Annotated in this window: 15 protein-coding genes; 7 read left to right on the top strand and 8 right to left on the bottom strand. The window is 44.2% G+C overall.

What is annotated here, in order from left to right; translation table 11 throughout:
• Window positions 1–158 precede the first annotated feature (158 nt).
• From ACGTNI_RS08755 to panD, 5 genes are all read right to left on the bottom strand, one after another.
• The gene (locus ACGTNI_RS08755; protein WP_394461647.1) at window positions 159–425 is read right to left on the bottom strand and encodes a hypothetical protein; all 267 of its coding nucleotides are present in this window, start codon (window positions 423–425) and stop codon (window positions 159–161) included.
• A 154-nt stretch (window positions 426–579) separates the two neighbouring features.
• Complete coding sequence (locus tag ACGTNI_RS08750; RefSeq protein WP_394461644.1) at window positions 580–1,422, bottom strand: chemotaxis protein; 843 nt, start codon at window positions 1,420–1,422, stop codon at window positions 580–582.
• Window positions 1,423–1,526: 104 nt separating this feature from the next.
• Entirely contained in the window at window positions 1,527–2,345 is an 819-nt protein-coding gene (locus tag ACGTNI_RS08745) for a sulfite exporter TauE/SafE family protein (RefSeq protein ID WP_394461642.1), read from the bottom strand.
• Between the two features lie 135 nt (window positions 2,346–2,480).
• Window positions 2,481–2,927, bottom strand: a complete 447-nt coding sequence (locus ACGTNI_RS08740) for a VanZ family protein (RefSeq protein WP_507232738.1) — start codon at window positions 2,925–2,927, stop codon at window positions 2,481–2,483.
• Window positions 2,928–3,093: 166 nt separating this feature from the next.
• Complete coding sequence (gene panD, locus ACGTNI_RS08735) at window positions 3,094–3,486, bottom strand: aspartate 1-decarboxylase (RefSeq protein ID WP_394461640.1); 393 nt, start codon at window positions 3,484–3,486, stop codon at window positions 3,094–3,096.
• Window positions 3,487–3,786: 300 nt separating this feature from the next.
• On the opposite strand from panD, the gene ACGTNI_RS08730 reads away from it, so the two are divergent.
• Window positions 3,787–5,232 (top strand): APC family permease, encoded by a 1,446-nt coding sequence (locus ACGTNI_RS08730; RefSeq protein ID WP_394461638.1) that lies wholly within the window; start codon window positions 3,787–3,789, stop codon window positions 5,230–5,232.
• 85 nt (window positions 5,233–5,317) lie between these two features.
• On the opposite strand, the gene ACGTNI_RS08725 is transcribed toward ACGTNI_RS08730, so the two are convergent.
• The gene (locus ACGTNI_RS08725) at window positions 5,318–11,224 is read right to left on the bottom strand and encodes a pullulanase (RefSeq protein ID WP_394461636.1); all 5,907 of its coding nucleotides are present in this window, start codon (window positions 11,222–11,224) and stop codon (window positions 5,318–5,320) included.
• Between the two features lie 375 nt (window positions 11,225–11,599).
• Here ACGTNI_RS08725 and ACGTNI_RS08720 point away from each other — a divergent pair, with 375 nt between their 5' ends.
• The 6 genes from ACGTNI_RS08720 (at window position 11,600) to ACGTNI_RS08695 (ending at window position 20,226) form a co-directional block, all read left to right on the top strand.
• A complete protein-coding gene (locus tag ACGTNI_RS08720; RefSeq protein WP_394461634.1) occupies window positions 11,600–12,613 on the top strand; it encodes a LacI family DNA-binding transcriptional regulator in 1,014 nt (337 codons plus the stop codon).
• Window positions 12,614–12,693: 80 nt separating this feature from the next.
• On the top strand, window positions 12,694–14,808 hold the full coding sequence (locus ACGTNI_RS08715; protein WP_394461632.1) for an amylo-alpha-1,6-glucosidase: 2,115 nt from the start codon (window positions 12,694–12,696) through the stop codon (window positions 14,806–14,808).
• A gap of 23 nt (window positions 14,809–14,831) precedes the next feature.
• Window positions 14,832–16,112: an ABC transporter substrate-binding protein gene (locus tag ACGTNI_RS08710; protein ID WP_394461630.1), complete on the top strand. Its 1,281-nt coding sequence runs from the start codon at window positions 14,832–14,834 to the stop codon at window positions 16,110–16,112.
• A gap of 142 nt (window positions 16,113–16,254) precedes the next feature.
• Window positions 16,255–17,139, top strand: a complete 885-nt coding sequence (locus tag ACGTNI_RS08705) for a carbohydrate ABC transporter permease (RefSeq protein WP_394461655.1) — start codon at window positions 16,255–16,257, stop codon at window positions 17,137–17,139.
• A gap of 12 nt (window positions 17,140–17,151) precedes the next feature.
• Window positions 17,152–17,973 carry a carbohydrate ABC transporter permease gene (locus ACGTNI_RS08700; RefSeq protein ID WP_394461628.1) on the top strand — a complete coding sequence of 274 codons (822 nt, stop codon included), beginning with the start codon at window positions 17,152–17,154 and terminating at the stop codon, window positions 17,971–17,973.
• Window positions 17,974–18,549: 576 nt separating this feature from the next.
• A complete protein-coding gene (locus ACGTNI_RS08695; RefSeq protein WP_444875586.1) occupies window positions 18,550–20,226 on the top strand; it encodes an IS1182 family transposase in 1,677 nt (558 codons plus the stop codon).
• 96 nt (window positions 20,227–20,322) lie between these two features.
• Here the strand turns inward: ACGTNI_RS08695 and ACGTNI_RS08690 are convergent, their stop codons facing one another.
• Window positions 20,323–20,802, bottom strand: a complete 480-nt coding sequence (locus tag ACGTNI_RS08690; protein WP_394461626.1) for a zinc-binding metallopeptidase family protein — start codon at window positions 20,800–20,802, stop codon at window positions 20,323–20,325.
• Window positions 20,803–22,284 carry an outer membrane protein assembly factor BamB family protein gene (locus tag ACGTNI_RS08685; protein ID WP_394461624.1) on the bottom strand — a complete coding sequence of 494 codons (1,482 nt, stop codon included), beginning with the start codon at window positions 22,282–22,284 and terminating at the stop codon, window positions 20,803–20,805. It lies immediately after the preceding gene.
• Window positions 22,285–22,346: the final 62 nt, after the last annotated feature.

The following is a 22,346-nucleotide window of genomic DNA, read 5'->3' as shown; positions in this document are numbered from 1 at the left end:
GCCTCCAGCTTCCTTCAGATTCCAGGTCGTCCCAGACACCCTTGCCTTCAGCTAACGGTTACAATGACCTTCACCGCTCGGGACTTGAACCCTAAAGCGTGCGCACATGCCGGGCACACACAAAAAAGCGAGCAGATCACCGTCCGCTCGCTTCCTTTTTATTTCTCAATATGTCCATGATTATCATGCACAATAGCGACCACTCGATCGTAATCCTCTTCGGCAATATCAGCTGTCAGCACCTGCATCGGATACTTGTCCCCATCTTCTCTTGGACTGAATACACTCTTCAACATCCCAATCATTTCATGGTTGTCTTCCGGCATTTCCTCTACCAGGATGTTGTCTGCCCGTAATGCCTGCAACTTCGCTCGTACGCCTTCCGCCTGATCTTCATTTTGAAAATAAGCATGGATTTTTTTCATCGGCATAATCCTCCTGTTATTCATTTACCATCTATATTCCCCCATTTCCCCCTCCTCTAACAAATTCCATTTACCGGAGTACGCAGGGGGGTATAACCAACGACACCCCGGAGCCCTCCAAAATCTGGAGGACCGACCCGGGGTGTTCAGGATATCAATTATTCATGTTTTCCCATGTGCGCACGAGCCCGTCTACCATCCGATCAATTACTTCGTTGTCCTTGTCATACTGGCTGTGGGAGAAGGGATTCCAGCTTCTCAGAAGTCCACCGACATTAACCGCTACATCTTCAGTGACCACTTCGCTATAATTTTTATTCAAACCTCTCAATGGGTAGGAAAGAATGTCGTCTTTATCGTAAAAGTTCAGCCATTCTCCCTCAACCGCCCCATGATGACGTGGCAAATTAGGAGCGGGTACCTGAATCGGCAAGCCGAACTCACTGAACCTGAGTGACCATAAAGCCAGCGGGCTGCCCATCGTATAAAAATTGGATAATGTCTCCCCATTTTCCAATGGTGTATTTTTAATCCTCCGCCAAGTTCGTGTGCCGATATTCGACTGTTTCCGTTGCAGATCATACAGATAATTGCTTGCGATTACTGAACCAAGGCTGTGGCTGATAACACAGAGCGGCGCTTCAGGCCCGGCTTTTTCTTCTAAGTTGCTTAAAGCCCCTGCGAGCAGCTCGTGTACTTTATCATAATTATTGTCCTCGATAGATGACGGCTGATAAGCAATTGCATCGGCTAAAAACTCTACCGTGAATCGCCGCAGCCTCTGGTAATCAAGATCAGCATCCGCGTGCACCCGTTCCCATAGCAGCTCCTGTTCGGATGCGAAAACTTTAGACCATAGTACCGGTTCAAAAATCAGGGCATCTTCTCCCGCTTTTTTCTGAAAACGTTTATGAATATGTTGAATAATCTCCTCCGCGAAATTATCGCTCGGCGTTCCCGCACCATGTAAAATCATTACCGCTATTTTCCTAGCCATGCCACGCCTCCCTCCGAATACTTCTATTATGTGAATTTTAACCGATTTCCCATACATAAAATAGTCATGTAAAAAAAGAAACGCCTCCAAAAAAGACGATTTTTTTACAAATACTGAAACACATTATAAATATTGATCACCATGACAATAAAGACGGTGACCGTGAATACGATTGACACCACTTTTTCAGATATTCTATATAAAAGGCTGCTGCCGATAAAACCGCCTATAACACCGCCAGCGATCATATAGCCAAGCATAGAAAGATCCAAATCCGTATAGCCCGATGTAAATGCCACTAAAAACAAAGCGGAGAGCTGAGAGAAAAAGATGATAAAGGTCGAGTTGATGACCGCTTCTTTCCCATTCATCGAAAATAATAAAGCCAAAACCGCAACATTCAACGGTCCGCCGCCGATTCCAAGAAAAGCAGAGAGAAATCCAAGCCCCAGGCCAGCAAGCAGGATTGCCAGAGAGTTTTTTAGCACATAACTTTTGAAAAAATGGCTCCATCTAAAATAAATGAGGATAAGCATTAAAATAAGCGCCAGTAAGATTGATTGTACGACGCCGATAATATTGTCCAAATCCAGACTGACGACAAAGTAATTGAATACCCATTTACCAATTAAACCGCCGACAATCGAACCAATAGCTATCAATGAGCTCACTTTCACATTGACGCTCACCTCAAGATTTCCTGATTTTATTAAGGAAACACTGGACATAGCAAAAACGGTCGCTGCCGAAAGTACACCGATAGTAGCAAGGTCATAATGTCCGGCAAAATCGAGCACTGGTTTAATGATAACGCCGCCACCAAGGCCGGCCATCGCCCCGACCAAAGATGATATAAAACCAATTAAAAAATAGATAATAACGATGATGACCATCTCCATACGTTGAATTCCAAACTTAATCATATTAAAAATACTTGGCTTATCGCCCAGTATTTATGGTGAAAGCCTAAGTATTTATTATACTTTAATACTTTAACAAAGTTAAAGTTCTCTAAAGCGCAAAAAATACCCCAGCAAGTAAACAGAATTGCTGCGGCATTATTCAAAACCGATAAAAGCTACAAACCGCTCCATCCGCTCCTGGACAGGGGCATCGAACGTGACAAATGGCCGTTCATTTAAATAAAGCAGCCCAAGTAACAACGGTATCAAGACTATATAAGAGATAACAAACAGCTTTATGTGACTCCTCTTCTGCATCACATAAAATATCGCCAGCGGAACAGCCAATCCCGCACTTACTCCTACCAAATTGGCAATCGCATCTAAAAACTCTGCACTTCGATTCGGCACGAAATATTGCCGATACTCTTCCAATGTGCCGAAAGCTACAAGGGCCATCCATGCATAAGAAAGATTCCTCTTCCACACATGCCTTTCCGAAATTAGCACAACCATCAACCCAACTAATAATGAGACAGCGCTGTAAGCGACAAAATGCATCTGCTTGTCAACGCCGAACAGCATCTGATAATCCACATACATCCCCATCACCCTCTCTAGCACCAAGCCTAACCAAAGCACAACATAAATAGACATGGAAAGGTTACGTTCCAAGGAGGACCTGGGATGAAACCGGCACTCTCTTGCCCCTATATATGCCCACAAGAAAATCCAGCTGGTATCAACCAACTGGACCTTTATGGTTAGATTACTGCTTTACACCTTCCGGCCAATGTAAATCATGTGATTCTACGGAAGTGACTTCATTCTGTTCATCTACAAATACGACTCTTGGCCGAAGCGTTTCAATTTCTTCATCTGTCATTTGAGCAAGACTCAGAATAATGACGATATCCCCCGGAGAAAACAAATGGGCTGGGGGTCCATTCAGGCAGATCCTTCCTGAGCCTTCTTGAGCAGGAATAGTATAGGTTTTCCACCTTGTCGCATTTTTCAGACTTGTAACTTGTACCATTTCATAAGGTTTGATGTCAGCTTCTTTCATCAATTTACTATCAATCGTAATGCTCCCAACATAATCTAATTCCGCTTCTGTAACTGTTGCCCGGTGTATTTTACCTTTGCACATTAATCGTTGCATGATAGAATTCCTCCTTATTGCTATGTATTCAGCTTAACCTTGCGTTAAAAGAGAAGCAATTTCAGCTTAGTTACAATCTATATACAGGTTTGGTAATAATATTACTACTTTTCGGAAGTTCCTTATTATGGAATATCCCCCATTAAAAATATTAAGGGGAAATTATGCAGAACATACAAAAGCCCCCTTAAAAAGTTTGTTTATCAGAAATACTATAACTGGGTTGCTTTATATGAAAGATGGGAAAAGATAAGGGATTAATGATTTAGAAAGAATCCATTCCAAAACTAGGAGGTAACTATGAGTAGAAAAACTCTGGATAAAACGTTAAAGCCCCATTGGGTGTGGGCAATTGCTTTAGGATCATCCATCGGATGGGGAGCATTTGTCCTGCCGGTAGAATGGATGGGGAAAGCCGGCCCGTTAGGTGTCATCATCGGTTTTGCAATTGGAGCCATCCTGATGGGGCTGATTGCGGTCAGTTATGGTTTTCTCATTGAAAAATTCCCTGTTTCCGGCGGAGAGTTCGCTTATTCTTTTATCAGTATGGGGAAAACACACGCATTTATTTGCGGCTGGTTTTTAACACTCGGGTATATTTGTATCGTTGCACTGAACGCGTCAGCATTTGCTCTGATGTTCAAGTTTGTCTTTCCGGATTTCACCATGAATTTAAAGCTTTATTCGATTGCCGGATGGGACGTATACTTAGTTGAAATTCTTGTTGCCACTGTCGCATTAGCTTTTTTCACTTACTTAAATATCAAAGGCAGCGGTTTATCTGGAAAAATGCAATTTATTTTCTGTTTGATTATGCTTGGCGGTGTCTTTATTCTTACCACCCTTGTGGGCGGCACACCACAAGGAAGTTTCGAAAACGTTCAGCCTTTATTCAAGCCTGAGATATCTACCTTAGCTGCGATTCTATCAATCGTAGCAATTGCACCATGGGCATATGTAGGTTTTGATAACATTCCTCAGGCAGCAGAAGAATTCAATTTTTCTTCTAAAAAAGCGTTCAGTTTGATTATTTTAGCGATCGTATTCGCCTTAGTTTTATACAGTATGATGACTATTGCAACTGCCATGGCTAATCCATGGGAGCAAATGGTAGAAGCAGGATATATTTGGGGAACCGGGGCAGCGATCAGCGACTTACTCGGGACTACAGGTCTCTCCTTATTAGTACTGGCACTCAGCATGGGGATATTCACAGGATTAAATGGTTTTACCATTTCTTCCAGCCGCCTGTTGTTTGCAATGTCCCGGGCAAAAATACTGCCGCCAGCTTTTTCTAAGCTTCATCCGAAGTCTGGCACACCGTATGTTGGCATCATTTTCACGGCCATCATCGCTTCCCTTGCGCCTTGGTTCGGGCGTGAAGTATTGCTGTGGGTCGTAGATATGTCATCGATTGGTGTATCTATCGCTTATTTCTATACCAGTTATACAGCTTATACGTTCTATAAGTGGAATACCGGTACGAAAGTCGCAAATGCCAATATCACAACCAACCCAACGAAAAAGTTCATCGCTTTGTTGGGTATGATCGCAAGTATCGTGTTCATGCTGCTATTGCTATTACCGTTCTCACCTGCTTATTTAGGTATCGAATCCAGAATAGCCTTGATTATCTGGATTGCATTAGGCGGTATATTCTATTTAGCAAATAGACAAGTATTCAATAACCTTTCAAACGAGGAACTCAGCTACCTGATCCTCGGCGAAAACGCCGCAAAAAAATAACATTACCATTATCTGGAGGACCTGGGGTAGAAACGAAAACACCCCGGGTCCTCCAGTTTTTGGAGTGCTCCGGGGTGCGTTACATTTATTTGAGTTCTTTTATCTTTTCTAATGCTTCTTTCACCTGTTTAGATGCTATCTTTTCTGAGTTCTTTTTACCTTCCATCATCTTTTCTAAGCTGCGCTCAATCTGCTCACCGGCAGTTTCGATTGCTCGTTTCTTGCTAATGCGCTTTTCCTCTTGCTTAGTATCAGTGGAGAAGCTATTAATCACCACTTCTCCATTGTCCTCTTCCAAAGCTACTTTCAAAATAAGCTCTTTGATTTCTGCTGGAGACAGTTCCCCTGCAGAAGCTATACCGACTAAGCTATCAGCTGCGTCTTCTGCAGTTACCTCTCCAGCTAAGAAATCTTCAGCTGCAAATTGAACCTTCTCACTAACAGTAGGCTCTTCATCTGCTTTACGTTCATCAAGCTTGATCACCACCGTAGTCAACGGATCGATCGTCAGTGTTTCCTCAGTCAATTCAAAGCCGGACTGCTCATCAACGGAATCAGCTCCTGCTTCGTCACTATCTACAAGCACTTGACCTCCTCGGAAGTTGTAGTCTCCAAGTGTCAGGCTGCGTGCTTCACCATCGGCATTGACGAATACATAGTAGTTACCTGTATCATCAGTTGAAACAGATTCATAGCCGATCAATAAATCGTTTTCCTGTATTTCAGGAAAATTCAGCAACGAGACATTCTCATCGACGAGCGCCTGATCGCCTAAGCGGAAAGCATTGGTAGATTTCCGCAGTTCGATCATGCCTTTGGTAAATTCCCCAGTCACATAATTCACGGCATATTCCTCTTCTTTGGTTGCTTTTTCCCAGTCAAACATATTGATGGCATCGGAAGAGTCATAGGAGTCATGAATGAAGTATCCAAATGATTCGCCACTTTCACCTTCCAGCTCATGATATTTCTGTTCCGGTACTCCCTCACCATGCCACTGTTTCGTGCGGCCAAACTCCTGGCCGGCATGAAGGAATGCTGTGCCCTGTGATGTCAAAATCATTGCGTTTCCAAGTCGGACACGCTTGTGAATTTCTAAGTCATTTTCCGGTACCGCAGGATCTTTTTTGATCGACTGGGCGATGACATCATATAACGGCAGGTTGTCGTGCGCCGCGATATACTGGACCATGTCGCCTGGATCATCCTGCGCTGTATTGGACGGCTGACCTTTGATATTGTTAAAAATCGTATCGATATCCCGCGCACCATCGGTAAGGAAGCGCGGCTCGCCTTCTGAACCGAAACCGGATTTCAGTTCGTTACGCATTTCATCGGAGAACACGCCGACATCATCGGTTTTATCCATCCACTCCTGATCGGCACCCATGCCTTCAAGAGATGGATCTGCAATATGGCCGGCAAATGTCCGCCAGCCTTCCCCGATAAACAAGGCGTCCGGGTTTATTTCAGCAGCTGCGTCATAGGCATTCTGGACCGCCGGGTAAGTGGCATCACCCATCATATCAAAACGCATGCCGTCAATTTTGTATTCCTCGAACCAGTATTTCACGGAATCGACCATCAGCTTTTCAGCCATGGTGTGATTGGTTGCAAGGTTGTTGCCAAAGCCGCCAAGGAAGTTGCCCTGGTCATCCTGGAATGCATAGTAATCAGGAACGATGTCATTCAATGTGCTGGTTTTAGCTGTATGCGTGTAAACCACATCAAGCACCACACCCATGCCAGCGTCATGAATAGCATCGATCAGTTCTTTCGTTTCTTTCACGCGCAGTTCAGGGTCGGCAGCATCCTCAGAATACGCTCCGTCCGGTGAGAAGTAACTGTGCGGGTCATAACCCCAGTTGTACGAGTTACCTGCAGCAGAGTACTCCAGTTCGCGCTCATTCATGTTCGTTTCATCGCCATAGTACCACGCCATAATTGGCAAAAGTTGTACGTGGGTGACACCCATGGACTTGATGTAATCAAGTTTGTCGATGAACGCCTGATAGGAACCCCATCTTGCGTTCAAGTCGCCCTCAATCGATGGGTCCGATGTGAAGTCACGAACATGCACTTCATAAATGACTGCATCTTCCCGTTTTTCATAGCCATCGATGTCTGCATGGCTGAATCCTTCTGGATCGGTACCTTCCAGGTCAACAATTGCTGCTTTTCCGACATCGTCACCGTCTGGACCAGGGTTGCCTTCGGTATCAACAGTGAAGGCTGCCATTGATTTGGCATATGGATCCAGTACATTTTTCGTTACACCATCGTTGGTCACTTCGTACTGGTAGTAGTATCCTGCCAGGTCGTCTACTCCCAGCTCCCCAGCAGTGATTTCCTTCGACCAGACGCCTTCTTCTTTCGTCAGGTCAACACGTCCGATTTCTGTGGAGGCATCTTCTTTATCAAAAAACTTCGCCACAACGTTGCTTGCTTTTGGAGCCCATAGTTTCAAAACAGCATTGCCATCCTTATATGTGGCGCCAAGATCGTCGCCATCGTAAGCATACAGTTCGTCGATCATCCGCCAGCCGCTGTTAGCGGTAACCGACCTGTCCCCATACTCCACCGTTAGTGGAAGTTTTTCTAAATCGAAAGCTGCCGTCACTTCTACTGTCTTATCTCCAGTGATTTCAGCACTTTCAGCTGTTACCTCATTACCATCAGCATCTTTGATGACCAATTCAGCCAGCAAGTCTTCTGGAGAAAGTCCATCGGTCATCGTGAAACTCAACTGAATAGTATTTTCATTAATTACTTCGGCTGATGTGAGTCCAGTCGCCAGCTCCCAGTATGGAGATACATATACATTGTCATCTCCCTGTCTGAGGAACAGCTGATCATAACGATCCAACAGGTTGAACGTCTTATCGCCGCCATCTTTAGTGCCATCTGTAGTATCAAGCGTGATCATGCCAATTTCCTTCGCATTATCCTTCAGCTCAATATCAACATAAGCACCATACGAACCGATACCATCAAAAGATGCTGCATCCACTGGCCAATTCACGGAAGGGTTTGCTACATCGCCCCACTTCCAAAGACCGAAGTTTTCATAGTCATCGTTATCACGGTCATAATGAATTCGTACGGTATTTTCCGGTAAATCGACAGGCTCATATGTGTACACTTCATCGGACCCTTGTTTGATATAAATTTCGTTGATGTCTGGATTGGTGATCGTATAACCTTTGTCACCACCATCTTTACCATCATCACCCTTAGTTACATCCATAACCAGGAATCCGATATTCTTCGCACCTTCCGCTAGCTCAACATCAACATAGGCACCATAGTCATCGAACCCGTCGAACATGGTTGCGCCAGTCGGCCAGTTGCCAGAAGGGTCAGCAACATCATTCCATAGCCATAAGCCATAGTTTTCATAGTTACCATCGTCTCGCTTGTAGTGAATGCGGATGGAGTCTTCCGGTACAGGTTCGACTTCCGTACCATCATCGCCGTCACTATTTCCAACTCCTATAATCGCTCCACTGTCAACGGTCAACAACGCCGTCCCGCCGTCAGCTTTTCCAGGAATGGTAACGGTAGCCTGTCCTGCCTCTGATGCTTCATATACTTCACCGGAATAATGGTCGGTCACAGCCGTGCCACCTTCCAGCTCCACCGTCACTTCTTTCGCTTCCTCAGCAACATTCAGTCCGACATAAACGGAGTCGTCTTCATAAGCACGCTCAAATAATAAGAATTCTTCATTATCAGAGCCGCCGACAAAGCTTCTTTCCCCTTTTGCAAAAACTTCGGACTGCTCACCACGGAAGTTCAATATTTTCGAATAGTGATCGAAAATATCATTACCTTCTACCTGATCCCAGGCAAAATCGTAGCGATTATCATACTCTGGATAGTTGTTGGCTCCCGACTGGCCAAGCTCTTCCCCATAGTAAATGACCGGCTGCCCTTTTGCTGTCGCCTGCAAAGAAGCCGCAACTTTCAGCTTTCCTTCGTCTCCATCAAGGGAATGCAGGAATCCATCTTCATCATGGCTGCCTAAAAACTGTCCTAGTGTCGCTGTGTTGTCGATTTCAGCGTTACGGTCCGCCAGTTTTTCATCGGCTGCTTGCAAGCTTCCATTGACAAACTCATGGGCTATTCCTTTAAAACCAAAATCAAGAAGGGAGTCCATCATGCCCGTTTCGAGATAGCCATAATCATCATTGGCACTCGCTCCCCAAGCTTCTCCGATCAGCTTGTGCTCCGGCATTTTTTCTGTGATCGCATTCTTGAATGCCATCCACGTCGTATCTTCCACATGCTTCACGGTATCGACGCGGAAGTAGTCAATTGTGTTACCTTCATCAGTTGTAGCCGCATCGATCCAGCTAGTCTGCCAGTCGATAATTTGCTGGCGCACGTCCGGATCTTCGGTAATAAAATCAGGAAGTCCGGCCAGTTCACCGACAACTTCATCAGTTCCTACATCGGTGCCTTGACGGACAAGATCACTGAAGCGACTGCGATCCTCGTCGGTTGGATAACCTTCTGGCTGTTCTGCTTCAGGAACGTTCCCATCAACTTCTTTCAAGCCATAACCGGCATGATTCAGCACGACATCGACCATGATTTTCATATCGCGGGCATGGGCTTCATCAATCAGGTTGTGGAACTCCTCCATCGTGCCAAAATGAGGGTTCAGTTCACCAAAATTGTTCGCCCAGTAGCCGTGGTAACCATAATAAGGCTGGTCGCCATCTTCGTTATACCGGACATCATATTTGATATTTTCAACAATCGGGCTGATCCAGATCGTGTTCACCCCAAGGTTGTCGAGGTAATCCAGTTTCTCCGTGATCCCTTCAAAATCTCCACCCTGGTACGTGCCACGTTTTTCTGTGTCATATCCAATACCATAAGGATCGTTATTGGTGTCATCACCATCAAAGAAACGGTCGGTCAGCATAAAGTAAATGATCGACTCGTCCCAGTCAAAATCAGCTTCGCCGACAGACTGGCGCGTTTTCACTTCCACTTCCGCTGTGCCTTCATGGGAATTGCCAAATGAATCAACAACAGTAAGTGGGATAGTTTTCGTTCCGGCGGTCACATCATTATCTACCGCTATCGTCACTTCCTGTAAGTCGGGGTCGATTTCAAGCTTGCTGGACCCGCCTAAAGCAGAAATATCCGCAAACATTTGGGAGATTTCCGCTTCTCCCTGTACATCTACCGACAGCACAGCATTTTGATTATAGTCGATAGCTAACGGTTCAACGGTTCCACCCACACTCAGGTCAGCTTTTTCAAAACTGATGGTAGAAACGCCGTCTACCGTGTTATAAGGGTCCGTCACCTCAGTGGTTTCCCCATCTTTTGTAACAAGATACGTATATTCGTGCTCGCCATTAAGGATGTCATTGTACATATAGACAAACCGTTCATTCTCCGGTTCATATGTCATTTCCTTTGTTTCACCGTTAAATTGCAACTCTACTTTATCGATAGTGTCCATGGCGTCAGCAGCGAACAACTCTTTATCACGGTAAAAGAAAGTCGCGTCGCCATTATCAATGACCGGAGCGGATCCATCCGGCACAATCCTGACTTCCTCGACACCGCTCGTTATGTATGCCTTGGTGATGGTGTCGTTTTGGCTTACCTGGATGAAGCGGTCGCCAAATTCTTTTTCCGCGGTATCCCAGTCTTCATTACTGCGCAGGACAAAACCGAACTCTTTTGTTTCCGGTGCCACAGCAATATTGGCTGTAGCAGTATTGCCTTCATAGGAGTCAAAATTAATCTGGTCGTCTTGTTCGCCAGTGTTCCAAACCCATATATTCCACTTTCCAAATATCTGATCTTCTCGAATGTAATTAAATTGAACTATTTTTTCCTCTGTCGCATTCGCCTGTGAAGAATCTTCCGCGTGTACCTGTTGAACCGGTGCAATTGGTGACCATAAGCTCAACAGCATGATCAAAATCATAAAAATGGAGAAGTTACGCTGTGTATTTCTTCTCATGTAATAGTTTCCTCCCTGAATAGATTAGTAGAAACGCCCGCTTTTATGCCTCCTTTCTCCTTTACATAGTGAGCAACAAGTTGCGCAAACGATTGCGCAAAAGGTTAAATAAAAAGAATAACTTTAATCCTAGGTATTTTAGATTGTTATGCAAGCGCTTGCATTCATAGTATAATTTTACAACAACCTTAATAGAACAGCAACCAAATCTAATAGATTTCTAAACCAAAACACCTCAGGTCCTCCAGAATCTGGAGGACCTGGGGTACTGTATTTGAAAAAATTCTGACAACACCTTGTAAAACGCTTTCATTATGTGTATACTTTGAGTCAAATCAATTATCCAAAACGTTTTGGAAAAGCTAGGAGACTACTATGGCAACAATCAAAGATATCGCAAAGCTAGCAGGAGTATCGGTTACAACTGTCTCACGGGCATTGAATGGTTACTCCGACGTCAATGCAAAAACCAGGCAAAAAATTGAACAAATTGCAAAAGAAATTGAATACAGTCCCAATGCTTTAGCCCGTAGTCTTGTTATGAAAAAAACAAAAACCATAGGATTGCTCGTCTCTGGGTTATCCCGCGAAGGGTCCAAAGACAATATTGTCTTCGACGTGCTGACGGGAATCAATGAGTATTGTGGAGAGATGGATTATGATTTAGTCCTTTTTAATACGAATTCATCCAAGCAAAAAGAAAAAACGTACACCCAGCTTTGTCGTGAGCGTCGTGTAGACGGTGTGATCGTACAGGGAATCAAGAAAGACGATCCTTATTTAATTGAAATCTTTGAAAGCGACATTCCTTGTGTATTGATTGATGTACCATTGGAAAATGAAACCACCGGTTATGTCACGACAGATAATGTGGATGGAACATTCCGAGCGGTCCAGCACTTATCAGGATTAGGCCATACCAACATTGCTATGGTCAACGGACACGACCAGGCATTTGTCAGCCAGGAGCGGCTAAGAGGATTTGAACTTGGGATGCAAAAGCGCAACCTGCCCATCAGGAAAGAATGGATCGTAAATGGCGAATATACAGAATTAAAAGCAGAACAAGTCACACTCGAACTATTGACCGCTTTCCCTGAAATTACTGCTATTGTGAGTGCCAGTGACTTGATGGCTTTAGGAGTTATGCGAGCAGCCAGGCAGCTGAACAGAAAGATTCCAGATGACTTATCATTAGTTGGTTATGATGATATCACGCTCGCAGCTTACGTCAGCCCCGCCCTTACCACTATCGCTCAGGATACATTCCGAATGGGCTTTACAGCTGCTGATTTGCTGGTTGGGATTCTCCAGGGTACCGAAACAAACAGGGTAAAAATCATAGATAATGAATTGAAAGTCAGACAAACTACCACAAAAATAAACTAAATTTTTTTAATGAAATTCCGAAACGTTTCGGATATTTTTTACAGCTTTTCCCGAAACGTTTTGGACGGAAGGATGAGATGATGGACTATCGTGTGTTAAAAGACAATGAAGTTTTCTTTCTTACGGATAAAAATGGAGATATACCGATTAACCACCCCTATGGATTAGGGTTGTATAAAAAAGACACCCGCTTCCTGAGTGAGATGAGCCTAAAAGTCAACGGCGAAGACCCGATCTTGCTTAAATCAGAAGCTGATAATATCTATGCTACCGAAATGATGCTGACGAATCCTCATATCGAAAAAGACGGCGAAGTGGAACTTTGGCGAGAATCCGTGGAAATCAAGCGACACCGCTTCATCTCCAATGATGTATTATACGAAACCTTATCCATTCGAAATTATAACCCTAAAGCCGTCAACTTTAACGTGGAACTTGCACTGGATGCCGACTTTGCAGATATGTTCATCGTCCGGGGTTTTCAGAATGGCGAAGTTGGAAAGGTATTAGAGCCCAAAGAAACAAATGACTCCCTGACATTTTCTTATCTTGGAGCAGATGATGTAAAAAGAAATACACGAGTAACCTGGGAAAGCGACACGACAATAGCCATTGAGGATGGAGCTATAAAAATTCCAGTTAGCCTCGCTCACGAAGAAGTTCAGGAAGTGACTTTTCATATTATTCCGGCTGTGGCTGATGAAAAAGTACAAGTTTTAGACAGAGCTGAGGCATTTAAACAACTACAATCTACATACCAGAACTGGAACGAATCAGTAACCAAAATAACAACCGATCATCAACCGCTCCAACGTCTAGTTGATCGCGGGATTCAGGATCTCCAGGCACTTTCGACGGATGTCGGCTTCGGTTCCTTCTTTGTCGCAGGTCTGCCATGGTTCGGTGTTCCATTCGGAAGAGACAGCCTGATCGCAGCACTGCAAATGTTGCCTTTCCAGCCTGAAATTGCCCGTGGGACATTAAAAACAATGGCCCATTACCAGGGGACGAAGAAAGATTCCTGGCGTGATGAAGAACCAGGAAAAATCATGCACGAGATTCGTTACGGCGAATTGGCGAACACTGGTCAGATCCCTTTCACCCCTTATTACGGGACGATTGACGCCACCCCCCTCTTCTTGATTCTACTTGTGGAATACGTCAACTGGTCGAAAGACATTGCGCTATTTGAAGAGTTGCTTCCAAATGTCAAAGCTGCCCTGAGCTGGATCGATGAGTATGGCGACAGGGATGGTGACGGGTTTGTCGAGTACCACCAGGAAGCCAGTAAAGGGATCGCTAACCAGGGCTGGAAGGATTCCGCGGATTCCGTCGTCCACCGGAATGGGGACTTGGCCCAATCGCCAATAGCTTTAGCTGAAGTTCAAGGATATGTCTATCAGGCACGGGTTGGTGTTGCTGAACTCTATGAATCTATTGGGCAAAAAGAAAATGCTGCTAAATTGAGAACACAAGCCACTGACTTAAAAGAAAAATTTGAAGCAGCTTTCTGGATGGAAGACAAACAATTTTATGCGATAGCTTTAGATGAAAATAAAGACCAGGTCGGCACTGTGACTTCTAATCCTGGCCATGTCTTATTCTCTGAAATGATAGAAGATGAACGAGCGCAACGTGTGATGGACATGCTCACTTCCCCAGCTATGTTTTCAGGTTATGGGATACGCACCATGGGCGAAGGAGAAGCCGGCTATAATCCAATCAGTTACCACGATGGCAGTGTATGGCCGCATGACAATAGCATGATTCTCCTTGGCATGGGCCGCATGAAAGGCGCCGAGCATGCAAAAGTTGTGATGCAAGGGTTGGTCGATGCTTCTCATCATTTTGAATATGAACGCCTGCCGGAATTATTCTGCGGCTATAGCAAGGAAGAAGGTAAGCCCGTTCCTTATCCAGTTGCCTGCTCCCCGCAAGCCTGGGCGGCCGGGACACCATTGACATTCATCCGAACGATGCTTGGACTTAACCCCGACTATAAGAGTAAGGAATTAGTGGTCGCCCCTCATTTCTTAGATGAAATGAACGAGTTAACGTTAGATAAACTCCCATTAGGTCAAGGTCATTTATCATTGCGTGTAAAAAGAAGTCAAGAATCTTATCAAATTGAAATATCCACGAACACAACCGGGTTACAAGTGATTTTGGAAACGAATTCAGCGGTGTTCAGCTAAAAAATCAGAAGGGATAGATGGATATGAAAATTAACAAAATGTTGGCGACAGTCGGAGTCACAGGAATGTTATTGGGTGGTGTATTAGCAGGGTGCAGCAGCGATTCTTCCAGTGGCAGCGGAGACGATGGAGACAAAACAGTCGTAGAACTCGCAGGATGGGGTGCTTCTCCGGAAGAAAAAGAGCTTTTACAACAGACATTGGAGGCATTTGAAGAAGAGCATCCGAATATTGAAGTGAAGCACGAAGTTGTATCTGACCAATATATGGATGTGATGAAAACCCGTCTGGTAGGTGGAGAAGCAGCAGATGTATTTTACCTTGACGCATCCGAAGCTCCTGGCTTAATTGATACTGGCGTATTAGAACCACTAAATGATTACGTTACAGATGACTTTGATTTGGAAGATTTCCAGGAACCATTATTAAATGCATTTAAATCCGAAGGAACTTACTATGGATTTCCGAAAGACTTCTCTACGCTTTCCTTATTTTATAACAAAGAAGCCTTTGAAGAAGCTGGCTTAGAAGGACCGCCAGAAACTTGGGAAGAACTGCAGGAGTATGCAGAGAAACTTACCGTCGATGAAGATGGAGATGGTCAGCCGGAACGATTCGGGCTTGGGATTTCCCAAGAGCTGGCAAGACAATTTTATAAATTCCAGCCACATGGCGGACAGGTTACCGATAGTGAAGGAAATGCTGCATTTGCTGGAGACAATGCTATTGAAGCATTACAGCCCGTTGTCGACATGTATACCGATGAAAAAACTGCAGGTCTGCCCTCTGATGTAGGTACAGACTGGGGCGGAGATATGTTTGGACAAGGAAAAGCAGCAATGGTCATTGAAGGAAACTGGACCATTCCATTTCTGGAAAACAACTTTCAACAGCTTGAATTCACGACAACGGAACTACCGACCATTAATGGAGAAAAAGCGACCGCTGCCTTTACGGTTGCGTATGTTATGAACAAAGAATCTGAAGTTAAAGATGCGTCTTGGGAACTCATCTCTTACCTTACTGGAAAAGATGGCATGGAGATCTGGACAAGCAAAGGTTTTGCTCTCCCAACACGTCAATCTGTTGCTGAAGAACTAGGTTACGCTGATGATCCACTACGAGGTTCTTTCATCGAAGGCTCCGCTTATGCCCAGCCATGGCAAGCTGGAAAGAACCTGCCTACAATCATGAATAACTTTGATAACCAATTCAGCAGTGCATTACTTGGTGAACAAAGTCTTGAGGAAGCTTTAAAGAAAGCCCAGGAAACTGCCAACAAAGAAATCGGGTCAGCTAACTAAAGGATAAGGAGGCGAGTTTCGTCTCCTTTATCTTTAAGAAAGAGGTGTCAATATGGAGCCAGCAAGAAAAGTGGATCACTCGGATGATAGAAAAAAGGCGCAATCAAAAGGCATAAACCGGGGAAATAAGACTAAAAAACGGATGACTAAATCATTCAAAGAAGGCTTATCCGGCTATATATTTATGAGCCCGACGATCTTCACCATCGGTGTTTTTGTCGTCATCCCGATTTTATACGCTCTTTACTTATCATTTAATGATGTTCAGCTCCTCGGTGGGATCGGGTATGAATTTATCGGTTTAGAAAATTATACACGGACCATAGATGATGAACGTGCCATTATCGCGCTTAAAAACACAGCGGAATATGTACTGATCGTGGTTCCAATCCAAACGATATTAGCGTTACTTTTAGCTGCAGCTCTTAATTCCAATATACGGGGGAAAAATGCCTTCCGTATCATATTCTTTTTGCCTACGGTTACATCTTCAGCGGTATTGACGATTATTTTCATGTGGATGTACAACCCGGATGGCCTGATCAACAACTTTCTAAAATTTTTAAGTCTACCAACTTATAACTGGCTAGCCGACCCCAACATTGCCTTGAAGTCAATCATGATTATGAACATATGGGCGACAGCACCATTCTTCATGGTCATTTACCTAGCAGCCATGCAGGATATATCGGATTCAGTCTATGAAGCAGCAACAATTGATGGTGCAAACTGGTGGCAGAAGTTCATTTATATCACCGTACCGATTTTGAAACCAGTCACATTCTTTGTAGTGGTCATGGGCCTCATCGGCACATTCCAGCTGTTCGACCAATCTTATATTTTCTCAGGCGGCTCGGGAGGACCGAACAATTCTACCTTGACGATTGTTCTCCTTATTTACCAATATGCCTTTAAATCGCTCGATATGGGATATGCTTCAGCATTAGCAGTGGGACTCGCCATTATCATCATGGTCGTTACGCTCATTCAAAAGAAATTCTTCGGAGAAGAGAAGCTTCATGATTAAGGAGGACTTACGATGAAAAAGAGCATATTTTCCAAACCATTTGTCTATACCGTACTCATCACTTATGCTGTCATCACGTTCATCCCATTTTTATGGGCGATTCTTTCCTCCTTCAAGCCATTAGAGGAAATCGTATCAGGAATCACCTTTTTACCTGAAAACTTCACATTAAATAACTACATCCAAATATTTTCAAAAGAGCCGTTATTCTTACGGTGGATGTTCAATAGTGTATTTATAACCACCTGTATGGTCATTTTAAATATCATTTTTAATTCGATGGCAGGGTATGCGCTAGCACGGATTAAGTTTGCCGGCCGTAACTTCTGGTTTATGTTAATTCTGGTCGTTTTGATGATTCCTTTTCAAGTCACCTTGATTCCAAGCTATCTGATTCTTAAAATGTTTGGCTGGCTGAACACCTATCAAGGGCTGATCATACCTGGCATGGTCAATGCGACATTCATTTTCATGATGCGTCAGTTCTTCCTCAACTTCCCGAAAGAACTGGAAGAGGCTGCACAAATGGATGGACTTAGCCGTCTGGGGACGTTCTTCCGAATCGTAATGCCCTTAGCAAAACCAGCCCTGGCTGCTCAGGCTGTCTTCATTTTTATGGCCTCGTGGAATGATTTCATGCGACCGCTGATCATCATGTCTGATGAAGAAATGTTTACCCTTACTTTGGGGTTGAATACATTTAAAGGACAGTACATCAGTTTTTGGAACTTAATCATGGCCGCTTCTACCGTCATGACGATCCCATCACTGCTTATCTACGCTTTTTTCAATCGTTACTTCATAAAAGGCGTCACCTTCACAGGCGGAAAATAACCAAAAAACTTTACTCACCCCGGATCCTCCAGACTTTGGAGGACCTGGGGTAAGATAAGATTCACTTTAATTAAAAGCACTAGAATAAGAACGTATGTTCTGTTATAATGATAAACGAATCATCCATTCAAGTTGACCTCCCAGCTACTTGAGATGGATATCTACTTATTCCCAAAAGGAACCTTCAACTTCCTTTTGGGGTTTTTTTAATCCCATCTACAGTTATATCAATCATCAATCGCTCCCCCTGCCAAAGCTTTTTTTTCAAGAATAGAGGGAGCTGTCCCATAAGTCTGTAATAGACTAATTGGGGCAGCCTTTTTTCGTTATTGTTGATACCGGAAAAGTGGGGCTGGGAAACGATTCCCTTTCCGCGGGCAGACGACAAGTCTCCTCGGACTACGCCCTGCGGGGCCTCGTCAGTCTTGCTTCTCCCGCAGGAGTCTCATCGTTTCCCTGCCCAAATTGCCAATCAACAATGCAAAAATATTCTTTTTTACATACAAAAAAATCGCCTCATTCGTTATAATGTAAGCGACCAAACCAACAAAAAACGAAAAGTGAGGCGATTTTTTTATGAGTAACTCTTCAGCTACTTTCATTGATTATAACATGGGGCAGTTGGTTCTACCAATGGACTTCAGTGATTTAATTCCCGAGGACCATGTGGTCCGTGTCATTCATGCCATGGTGGAACAGGTCAACGATGACATCTTTCTTTCCCAATATCAAGGGGGCGGTCGGAGCTCCTATCATCCCAAAATGATGACAAAGGTTATCTTATACGCTTACACCGAAATCGCCAAAGCACTTCGGGAACATCTGCCGATGATGTGGCTGGCTGGCCAACAGACACCAGATTTTCGAACCATCAACCGGTTCCGCTCAGAACGGATGAAGGCAATCATTGAGCCCTTATTCACGGAGTTGATTAAACTTCTGATCGACCAAGAATACATATCCATGGACAACTACTTCCTTGATGGAACCAAAATCGAGGCGAACGCCAATAAGTACACGTTTGTTTGGAAAAAATCCGTCCAACGTTACGAAGAGAAACTACAGGAAAAATTGGATCAAACGTTCGCGGATATTGAAGATGCCATTCAGTTGGATGAAAAAATACTTACTGAAGAGGGATCTTCTGAACGGCGAGTAACTTCGGAACAATTAGAAAAAGTGGTCCAAAAGGTAGAAGCACAGGTAGAGCAGGCAGAAAAGGCGGTCGAAGAGGAAACTGATAAGGTAAAGAAGAAAGAAAAAAAGGCAGTATTCCGTGCCAAACGACGTATCTATAAAACGTTGAGCCAGGACTACCTTCCTCGTTTGAAAAAGTATGAAACCCAGCTAGCCACCTTCGGTGATCGCAATAGTTTTTCCAAGACAGACACCGATGCCACTTTTATGCGAATGAAAGAAGATCACATGAAGAATGGACAGTTAAAACCCGGCTATAATGTGCAGGCAGGAACAGAAAACCAATTTATTATCGGCTACTCGATCCATCAGCGTCCTACGGACACCCGTTGTTTTGAACCGCATATTCAAAAGCTGCAGGCTGCAGATCTTCCGTTCCCCAACACAATTGTCGCTGATGGAGGTTATGGTGGAGAAACCAATTACAAATACGCAAAGAAGGAAGGTTTTGATACACTCATTCCATACAACACGATGCGGAAAGAGCAGTCTCGTTCGTTCAAGAAAGACCCAAGTCAGGTTATGAACTGGGAGTACAAGGCAGATGGAGATTATTACATATGTCCGAATGGACGAAAGGTTCCTTTTCAATTCCATTCTCACCGTACCGATCGGTACGGATATACGCGAACATTCAAGGTGTATGAATGTGAAGAGTGTGCCGGCTGCCCTTTAAAAGAAAAATGCACGAAAGTAAAAGGAAACCGGCGTGTTTACTATAATTCGGCATATGAACAACTGAAAGAGGAAGCAAGGGAAAGCCTTTGGTGTGACGAAGGAGCACGCATCTACGCCAGACGAAAAGTTGAGGTGGAAAGTGTGTTCGGTCATATCAAAGGCAATCGGTCGTTCCGGAAATTTTCTCTCCGGGGCATCGATAAAGTGAATATAGAGTTCGGGCTGGTCGCCATCGCCCACAACTTCCTGAAACAGGCGGAGTGGAACCGCCTGTTTCACTGGGGAAATAAGCTCACAACAAAAAAACCACGAAGAAAATTAATTTCTTCGTGGTTTTTTCATTTTAAAGAGGCTTTTGGGACAGCCCCCTCTTATTAAGCTACTAGAGCTCATTTTTAAAACCTATGCATTGGGGTAAGAACAAAGGTTAATCAATCAATTCAATATAAGTTTTTAACACATGTACTCCCTGCACTATACATTCAAAGAAGACCATTCTTCCGGATTATGACTGACTCCGTTTTTACTGTTCACAAACAACATAGCTACAGGAATATGATGCCCGACAATAAGGATGTCATGACCCGCCCCACTTGGAATTTCCACTGGCTGAATATCATGCTTTTCCAATGTCTGGTTTAGTAGCTGCTTTCTTTCTTCATCAATAGGCACTGGAGTTACTTCAAGGTTTTGTTTATGGTTGACATTTACACCGAAATCATCAGCTATCCGTTCTGCTTCTTGGATGATTCTGCGTGTCAGTTCATTACTTGTGTCTGCATAGATATCGCGGATATCAACAATCATAGAAACTTTGCCTGGAATTACGTTAGCTCCATTCGGGTAGACGTGAAGCTTTCCGACCGTAGAGTCCTCCAGATATTGGAGGGCTCCGGGGTGTTCACATTTATGCCCCAGGTCCTCCAGAATCTGGAGGACCTGGGGCAGCTTCATTTATCTTTCGATTTTAGTTTTTCTGCTTTTGCGTACTGCAACAATAAGAATAGTTACCAATACGACAAATGTAACTAACGGTATCCCATAAACTACCGTTAAAAAACTGAACTGGCTTTTCTCAGGTGGCTCCAGGTCTGCGGTAAATTCATCCGATCCATTTCGGACCTCTTTCGTCGGCAAGGCGTAGACATTGCTGTCCTGGCTTCCGACGATCAAGGTATCATTCATAATAATCGGTCCGGATGGTGCCAGGGTGCCGCCGAGTTTTTTACGTCCGATTTCTTCCCCTGTTTCGGCATCGAGCGCATGGACAAAGCCTTTGGCGTTTGTAAAGTAGACAACTCCTTCATCCGCTACCGGCGGAGCTTTCATTGTGGTATTTTGAAAGTCCCAAAGCTGCTCACCTGTCTTTAAATCATAAGCATAAAACTTCTTCGTAATCGGACTCCCCACGTATACGGTTCCTTCATAAATCATCGGTGCGCCTGATTTGTTGTTCTTCACCATTTCTCCAAACCCAAGAGTTTCCTTCCATAATACTTCACCTGTCTCCGTATCCAGCGCATAAATGACATGCTCCGGGTGCTCTTTCCGATCTCCAGTGAGTGACTTTCCCATTTCCTTATAGGCTTCAAGCAGCCCATATTGCTCATACACTTCTTTAAGCGACAATTGCTTCTGCTCCTCCAGGGAGGTCGTGACGACAATATCATCTTCAATCGCAGGCGGGACATCATCTAGCCCGGCAAAAGCTTTCGGCATTTCCGTCTGCCATGCTAAATTATCACTGGCTAAATCAATGGAAGCAAAGGTATAAGGCTGCGGATGCCCGCTCCCAACAAATAACTTCCCTTCATAAAAATTAGGGGAAGACATACTGACAACATGGCCAAGGTCAACCTCTTTTACGACATCCCCTGACTCCGCTTCTATTTTATACACCTGCCTGTCACCCGTTGCGGCATAAACAAATCCATCGTTAAACACAGGAGTCGGCATGACTTCGCCTCCAGTGCTTGTTTGCCACTTTGTTTCACCTGTTTCTGCATCAACTGCCATCACGCCGCTTTCCTCCGTACCACGGAGCCCGTTCCCCTGGAAAAAACGATTGCCAAAACCGACATACACCGTGCCTTCATGGTAGATCATTTCCGAATGAATCCAGTTCGGCGCCTGATTTTGCCACAACTGCTCGCCTGTCTCGATGTCAAAAGCATACATTTCACCAGAATTATGATTGCCAACAAACATACGATTACCAGCTACTACCGGTGTCGAACGAATTTCATCACCCGTCTTGAAGGTTGTGGCCTCAAGGGGTTCCACACCTTCCTGTTTAAAAACAGGGTTATTGCTGTCATTCATACGATATTCCAGCCATTCATCTGGCCCAAAAGCCGCTCCTGTCGCAGGAGGAGCAATTAATAAGTATAAAATAAAAGCAGTACCAACCCAGCAATTTTTCTTCGACCCTTTCACAATAGAACGCTCCCCTCAAAAAAATATCAATTCAATTACCTACTATCATACCCTTGAGACGA

Origin of the sequence: Thalassobacillus sp. B23F22_16 (assembly GCF_043496955.1) — a bacterium.
GTDB lineage: Bacteria > Bacillota > Bacilli > Bacillales > Halobacillaceae > Thalassobacillus > Thalassobacillus devorans_A.
The sequence above is the reverse complement of the archived record's forward strand: the minus strand, read 5'-3'. Positions and strand labels throughout refer to the sequence as shown.